The 7133-nt window shown below is 64.6% G+C and carries 6 protein-coding genes; 4 read left to right on the forward strand and 2 right to left on the reverse strand.

Going from position 1 to position 7133, the window contains the following annotated elements:
* Nucleotides 1–72: 72 nt before the first annotated feature.
* The 4 genes from RIN13_RS13670 to RIN13_RS13685 all read left to right on the forward strand — a co-directional run bounded on the left by RIN13_RS13670 (nucleotide 73) and on the right by RIN13_RS13685 (nucleotide 4133).
* On the forward strand, nucleotides 73–1416 hold the full coding sequence (locus RIN13_RS13670) for an isochorismate synthase (RefSeq protein WP_309107887.1): 1344 nt from the start codon (nucleotides 73–75) through the stop codon (nucleotides 1414–1416).
* A gap of 194 nt (nucleotides 1417–1610) precedes the next feature.
* Nucleotides 1611–2414, forward strand: a complete 804-nt coding sequence (locus tag RIN13_RS13675; protein WP_309107888.1) for an ABC transporter substrate-binding protein — start codon at nucleotides 1611–1613, stop codon at nucleotides 2412–2414.
* A 118-nt stretch (nucleotides 2415–2532) separates the two neighbouring features.
* Complete coding sequence (locus RIN13_RS13680) at nucleotides 2533–3324, forward strand: amino acid ABC transporter permease (protein WP_309107889.1); 792 nt, start codon at nucleotides 2533–2535, stop codon at nucleotides 3322–3324.
* Nucleotides 3325–3335: 11 nt separating this feature from the next.
* Nucleotides 3336–4133, forward strand: a complete 798-nt coding sequence (locus RIN13_RS13685) for an amino acid ABC transporter ATP-binding protein (protein ID WP_309107890.1) — start codon at nucleotides 3336–3338, stop codon at nucleotides 4131–4133.
* Nucleotides 4134–4192: 59 nt separating this feature from the next.
* Here RIN13_RS13685 and RIN13_RS13690 read toward each other — a convergent pair whose 3' ends face one another.
* Both RIN13_RS13690 and menD read right to left on the reverse strand, forming a co-directional pair.
* Complete coding sequence (locus RIN13_RS13690; RefSeq protein WP_309107891.1) at nucleotides 4193–5188, reverse strand: hypothetical protein; 996 nt, start codon at nucleotides 5186–5188, stop codon at nucleotides 4193–4195.
* 144 nt (nucleotides 5189–5332) lie between these two features.
* Nucleotides 5333–7057: a 2-succinyl-5-enolpyruvyl-6-hydroxy-3-cyclohexene-1-carboxylic-acid synthase gene (gene menD / locus RIN13_RS13695; protein WP_309107892.1), complete on the reverse strand. Its 1725-nt coding sequence runs from the start codon at nucleotides 7055–7057 to the stop codon at nucleotides 5333–5335.
* Between the last annotated feature and the right edge of the window lie 76 nt (nucleotides 7058–7133).

Raw genomic sequence — 7133 nt, forward strand, 5'->3', positions numbered from 1 at the left:
GGGGGCGGCGGAAGATGGCGATACCCGAAAGCACCCAAGGACCACAGTACTTTCAAGTACTCTTGACCCATCATGACGAGCACGTTCCGTACTTTAACAGTCCCCCTGGACGCAGGATCAGCGCAACGGGGGCTGCCGTCATTTCTCACGCGGGACGACGTCCTCTGCTGGACCCGCCGCGAAGCAGGCCTCGTGGGTTTCGGGGAGCTCACCCGCTTCAGCGCAACCGGCCCGGACCGTTTCCTGGAAGCCGATATCTGGTGGCGCCATCTGGTGCTCGAGGCCGACGTCACGGACCTCGTTGAGTGCCCCGGCACAGGCCCGGTAGCCTTCGGCTCCTTCGCTTTCTCAAAGCTGTCTACTCACCGCTCGCGGTTGATTGTGCCCGAGATTGTGGTGGGCGTCAGGGACGGCAAGGCCTGGCTTACGCAGCTAACGTTCGACGACGTCGAGCTCACCGAAGCGGGCGCCTTCGCCGCGCTGAAGGGATGGCTTGAAGGCTCCGAGGAGGTGCCCGAGGGGGAGCCGCTTGGTGCGGTGCCCGCAGATCCGGGCGCTGCCGTCGTGCCCCAAACAAAGCTTGAAACCGGGTCGCTCACCGAGCACGACTGGATGGCCGCTGTGGCCGCGGGAGTGGCCGAAGTGCGCACAGGGAAGCTGGAAAAACTGGTGCTGGCACGTGACATCGTGGCCACACTCCCGGAAGGCGTCAACGCTGCGGAGATCCTTCGGCAACTGGCCATCAGGTATCGCGAATGCTGGACGTACGGGGTGGACGGCCTCGTTGGATCCACGCCGGAAATGCTCATCCAGGTGGAGGGCCGCACGGCGCAGGCCCGTGTTCTGGCAGGGACGCTGGACCGGCGCGACGCTTATGGAATGGAAGGCTCGCCCCTCGAGTTTGCCGAGCGGGTGCTGGCAGGTTCGGAGAAGCAGCGGCATGAGCACGAGATCGCCATCCAGTCGTTGACCAAGCAGCTGGCGCCCTTCTCAGAAGCCATGAACGCCCACATCGAACCTTTCATCCTCGAGCTGCCCAACGTGTGGCACCTCGCCTCCGATGTGAAGGCAGAGCTCAGCGAGGTGGAGGGCCACGTGCCGACGTGCCTTGCCCTCATCAACGCACTCCACCCCACCGCTGCTGTGTGCGGAACCCCAACCCTTGTGGCCGGTGCGCTCATCCGGAAGCTTGAGCACATGGACCGCGGACCGTATGCGGGACCGGTGGGCTGGCTCGACGCTGCAGGAAACGGCGAGTGGGGCATCGCCCTTCGCGGCGCCGTGATCGAGGCTCCGGATACGGTCCGCCTGTACGCCGGGTGCGGGATCGTCGAAGGCTCGCAGCCCGAAGCGGAACTTGCTGAAACGTGGGCCAAATTCCGCCCCATGCTCGAGTCCCTGGGCATCAGCAGCTGACTGCACCTTCTGCAGGTCCATCCCGAGTGCTGTCCGGTATCTAAGACACCTTCGCCGAAAACAGGCTTGTGTTTTGCACTGCAATAGTTATCCAATAGTGAAACAAAGTTTCCTGTGACGCACATCTCTCTTTCAGCAGATACACTATTAGCCGTCTCAGAACACATCCCCCAGCAACAAAAGGTAAGAAAACTATGCAGCCGAAGTCCCCTGCCACGGCAAAATTGGCCGTCAAGGCAGCCTCAATCCTCGCCGTCGGAGCACTCACCCTCACTGCCTGCGGCGGCAACAGCGGCGCCACCCCGGCCGCAAAAGACGGAATCCAGCTCATCGAGTCGGGCAAACTGACCGTGTGCTCTGACGTCCCCTACGAGCCCTTTGAGTTCCAGAAGGACGGCAAGATTGTCGGCTTCGATATGGACATCGCTGCGCAGGTCGCTAAGGACCTCAACGCCGAACTGAGTGTTGTGGACAGCTCCTTCGAGGCCATCGAGACCGGCACGGCTCTGAGCCAGTGCGACGTTTCCATCTCCTCGATTTCCATCACCGATACCCGCAAGTCGGTCATGGACTTCTCTACGCCGTACATGGACGACGACCTCGCGCTGGTGGCCTCCCAGGACTCGGGCGTCAAGAACCTCGATGATGCCAAGGGCAAGAAGGTGGGCGTCCAGCAGGCCACCACCGGCGCCGATTACGCCAAGGAAAAGGGCATCGACGCCCAGCAGTTCGAAGACACCGGACTACTGGTCCAGGCTCTACAGGCCGGCACCATCGACGCAGCCCTCGGAAACCAGTCTGTTCTGGGTTACGCCATCAAGGACGACTCCAAGCTCAAGTCCGTTGAGGACTACTCCACCGGCGAGCAGTTGGGTATTTCCATCAAGAAGGGCAACGCTGCTATGGCCGAAAAGGTCAACGCCACCCTTAAGCGCCTGACGGATGACGGCAGCCTGAAGAAATTCCAGACCACGTGGTTCGGCGACGCCGCCAAATAGCCGGCGCCCCAGTCCCTGAGACCTAAGCAGCTGAGGCCCCGTACCGTCCTGAAAGAAGTCCCGACACCAAGGGCGGCACGGGGTCCTCAAGACTGCGCAAAATGAATGTGAGTACATCATGGCAATGACCGCAACTCAACGAGCCAGAGTCAGCCTGAACGTCCAAGCGGGGATCTTCATTGTGGCCGTGGCCGCACTGATCCTGGCCACGGACTGGGAGACCATCGGCGCCAGCGTCTTCAACTTTGGCAAGATCGGCCCGATGTTCCCGGACATCTTCCTGGTCGGCCTGACGAACACCCTCGTTTACACTTTCCTCGGCTTCATCGTAGGCCTCTCCGGCGGCCTGCTCCTGGCCCTCATGAAGCTCTCCACCTTCCCTCTCTACCGCTGGATTGCCACGGGCTACATCGAGTTCTTCCGCGGCATCCCGGCCCTGCTCGTCTTCATTGCCTTCGGCTACGGCGTTCCCCTGGCATTCGGAGTTTCCTGGAACGTGACCGTTGTGGTCATGGTGTCCCTCGGCATGGTGGCTGCGGCCTACATCGCCGAGACGCTGAGGGCCGGCCTGCAGGCCGTTCCCAAGGGCCAACTCGAAGCCGCACGGTCCCTGGGCATGCCGCAGTGGCGGGCCATGGTGACCATCATCATCCCGCAGGCGTTCAAGATTGTGCTGCCGCCGCTGACCAACGAAGTCATCCTGCTCACCAAGGACTCCTCACTGATTTACGTCCTGGGCCTCACCGCTTCGCAGTTCGAACTGACCAAGTTCGGCCGCGACGGTATCTCGAGCCTGGGTGCAGGCCTGACCCCGCTCCTGGTTGCCGGCGCACTCTACCTGGTGATCACCATCCCGCTGAGCCTTTTGGCCCGGAAGTTCGAAAGCCGCTCCGCGCGGACGAAGCGATAGGCAGGACAGTCATGAACGACGTCGTAAATTCCTCCCCGAAAGCCGCGCACGTACGGGCAGCCGGTGTTTCCCTCACTGGTCTCCGCAAGTCCTATGGCTCCAACGAAGTACTCAAGGGCATCAACCTGGATGTGGCGCCGGGCGAAGTGGTGTGCCTGATCGGACCGTCCGGTTCCGGCAAATCCACCCTGCTGCGCTGCGTGAACCTCCTCGAACAGCCCAACGAGGGCACGGTCCATGTGGGCGGCTTCGAGGCCACGCACCCGGACGTGGACATTGACCGGATGCGGCGCAAGGTGGGGATGGTGTTCCAGCAGTTCAACCTGTTCCCGCACCTGAACGCGCTGCAGAACTGCACCGTGGCGCAGACCAAAGTACTCAAGCGCTCTCAGGCCGAGGCCGATCAGGTGGCGCAGGCCAACCTGGACCGCGTGGGTCTGGGGCACTTGGCAGACCGGTACCCTGACCAGCTTTCCGGCGGACAGCAGCAGCGCGTCGCGATTGCCCGGGCGCTGAGCATGGATCCGGAGCTCATGCTGTTTGATGAGCCCACCTCCGCTTTGGACCCCGAGACCGTGGGCGACGTTCTGTCCGTCATGCGCAACCTCGCCAAGGAGGGCATGACCATGCTGGTGGTGACGCACGAGATGGGCTTCGCCCGGGAAGTGGCGGACCGCGTGGTGTTCATGGACGGCGGGGTTGTAGTGGAGGAGGGCTCGGCCGAACAGGTCATCAGCGCCCCCACCCAGGACCGTACCAAGGAGTTCCTGCGCCGGGTCCTCGATCCGACGCACATCGACCTCTCCTAGGGCCGCTGGACGCGCTGGGACGCCCTCGGGACGCGCAAACGGTCCGGGGACACTCATATTCAGGTGTCCCTGGACCGTTTCTGTGTCCCGCCACCGTTTCCGTGTCCTGAGGAGAGCGGACAACGGCGGGGGACCCCTGCCGCCGTCAGCCTGCGGCCGAGTTCGCCCGCCTTCCAGAGATCGGCCCAGACCCATCTCACGACGTTCCGGCCCGTCGCCCGGATGCGGTCCTCACGCAGCTTTTCGTCGACCACAACCTGGCCCGGGGTCCTGCCGTTGAGGTATTCGGGGTTCTGGTATTTGGCAATCCCGTCGAACTCCCCCACGGTCCGGCTCTCCTCCCAGTAGAAGTCGGAGTACGCAATCCTGCCTGCCGCGCTGCGCACCTCATACTGCAGGACGGGCGCGGCAAACCCTGCTGCGTGGATCAGACCTCGGCTATAGGATTCGCCGGCGGAGGCAGAGGCCGGGTCCGCGAATCTTATGGCCGCGACCACGCGCCGTTCTGCTGCCATGGGGTATCGCCCGCCCAGAGCACCGAGCAGCCCCTCCTTGGTCAGAGCCGGAAGTCCGCGGGCGCCGTCGGGCTTCAGCACGTGGTCCAGCGGGACCAACGCCTCTGCAAACGGCACGAAGGCGGCGAGGTCCAGGACTGTCCGGATGCGGGATGTGACCAGCAGACCGTCCAGCTCCTCGGCATCCATGCTCGCGGGATCAACCAGATGCCGCCGGACTCCGGTACGGGATCTGCCACCGCCCCGAAACGTGGTCAGCGCATGAACGGGTTGCCTGCGCAGAATGGTGGGTATCTCCCACGCCGACGCGGCGGAATGATGCGAGAAGATCGTGGGAGCCCGGCACGTTTCGGCCACGGCACCGATCCGAAGCCTGTACTGCTCCCAGCTGCTGAGCCCGCCCCACTCCGCGGCATCCACATAGACACCATGGCGGATCCGCACCAGACTCCCGGCCTTGAGCGCGACAGACAGCGGACGTGGGCTGGCACCGATTTCTGTCAGGTTCCTGGCCAGGATCAGCTGGGGAAGCTCATTCATGGTGCCAACATCGCACCAATATGCCTGCTCCTGGAGGGTCAAGCGCGGCTATGTGGACAACTTTCTGGGCCCAGGACTCGCATACGGTTCAGGGACACGCAAATACGGGTGTCCTCCGACCGTTTGCGCGTCCTCAGGGGGTAACTACGGGGCGAGCACGCCGGCCACCGCAGCAGCCACTGCGGCCTTGATCCGGCCATGTAGCTCGCGCAGGGCCACCCGGTCCGTGCGCACCTCCACAATCTGGCGCCCCTCCGGCCGGGCGGACAGCGCCTCGGCAAGTCCCGCCGTCGTCGTCACTGAGCAATGGTCGACGCCGTACGCGGCGGCGAGCGCGGAAAGGTTCACTGTGTGCGGGGTGCCGAAGAGACGCTCGACGACGTCTCCGTACTGTCCGGCAGCCCGGACAGAACCGTGCTCGAGGAGGTCGAAGATAGCGCCGCCGCCGTCGTTGAGCACCACAATCCGCAGTTGAGGCTCGGGTTCCCCTGCCCCCAGGAGGAGGCCGCCGGCGTCGTGCAGGAAGGTGACATCGCCTACCAGGAGGGTTGTCTCCTGCCGCCCGCCCCTGGCGATTCCGGTAGCCGTGGAAACAGTTCCGTCGATTCCGGCAAGGCCCCGGTTGGCGAAGACGGTGGCAAGCGGTTCCGGGCCCGGCTGGCCGGCGAGGTCGACGTCGCGGATGCCGTTGGAGGATCCGAGGACCAGCTGTCCGCGGGAATGCTTCCACACAGTTGCGCCAACGGAGGGGCCAGTCGCAGCATCTGACGCCGACAGGACTTCGTCCAGGGCGTGCTGAGCCGAGGCCCCCGAAAGCAGCCACGCGTCCAGCCACTCCGACGAGCCACGTCCCGAGAATTCCGCCAGGTCGGTGAGGTTGTCGATGGGTGTTTCGCGCCGGCGCCCTGACTCATACCAGGCCACGGCGACCGGCTGGTAGAGCGCGCTGGGAACGTCGCGGCGGGCCAGCAAGGAAGCAACAGGCCTGGAAAGGGTGGGCCTGCCAAAGACGACGACGCGCTCGAGGGGCAGCGGGGAGTCCGGTCCGAAGTGCTCGAGCAGCAAACGGTAAGGTCCCACCGCGTTTGGCCCAAAGCGGGAGTTAGAGGAAGGTTCAGCGAGCAGGGGCAGCCCGTGGGCGCGGGCGAAGGCCTCGGCCACGGGGCCGGCGTCGTGCCCGGCAAGGACCACAGTTCTCCGCTCCGGCAGCTCAGTGGGGGCGGGCGGCAGGACCAGGGCTTCCGGGGATCGTCCTACCGAATAGTGGCGGCGGTCGGGGCTAACGGGCAGCCCCTCCCCCTCTGCGGGCACCAGCGGATCCCGGAAGGCGAGGTTGAGCTGAACGGGACCGGGCGCGACGTCGTCGAACGCCCCCGTGGCCGCGCTCAGGGCGGTTTCGACGGCGCGCTGGGGATTGTCGCCTGCGGGAACGTCGGCGGCGAAACGCACGTGTTCGCCGAAGAGGTCCAGCTGGATGGTGGTCTGGTTGGCACCGGTCCCCCGCAGTTCCGCTGGCCGGTCCGCCGAAATGACCATCAGCGGGACGGCTGCGTGGTTAGCCTCCATCACGGCCGGGAGCAGATTTCCGACAGCGGTTCCCGATGTCGTCAGCACGGCGGCCGGAGCTCCGGTGGACAACGCGAGCCCAAGAGCTGTGAAGCCGGCACTTCGCTCGTCTATTCGGACCAGCAGTTCAACCAGGCCCGCGGCGTCGGCTTCAGCCAGTGCATAGGCCATGGGAGCCGACCGCGAACCCGGCGCGACTACAACGTAGTGCACCCCGCCTTCGACCAGCGACGCAACAGCAACCCGGGCCGCCGCGAGCGACGTGAGGATGTTCCGGGCCGAACCAGTGTTCTCAGAAGTCACCGAACCAGTCTGCCACCCTTCAAACCCTCCCTCACCTTTCGCCCCCAAAACCCAAACCCTCCCTCACCTTTCGCCC

The sequence above is a fragment of the Arthrobacter sp. genome (genome assembly GCF_031179985.1).
GTDB lineage: Bacteria > Actinomycetota > Actinomycetes > Actinomycetales > Micrococcaceae > Arthrobacter.

What these genes read in the sequence shown, in the direction of transcription:
- RIN13_RS13685 (WP_309107890.1), top strand. Translation starts at nt 3,336, where the DNA reads ATGAACGACGTCGTAAATTCCTCCCCGAAAGCCGCGCACGTACGGGCA.
- RIN13_RS13670 (WP_309107887.1), top strand. Translation starts at nt 73, where the DNA reads ATGACGAGCACGTTCCGTACTTTAACAGTCCCCCTGGACGCAGGATCA.
- RIN13_RS13680 (WP_309107889.1), top strand. Translation starts at nt 2,533, where the DNA reads ATGGCAATGACCGCAACTCAACGAGCCAGAGTCAGCCTGAACGTCCAA.
- RIN13_RS13690 (WP_309107891.1), bottom strand. Translation starts at nt 5,188, where the DNA reads ATGAATGAGCTTCCCCAGCTGATCCTGGCCAGGAACCTGACAGAAATC.
- RIN13_RS13675 (WP_309107888.1), top strand. Translation starts at nt 1,611, where the DNA reads ATGCAGCCGAAGTCCCCTGCCACGGCAAAATTGGCCGTCAAGGCAGCC.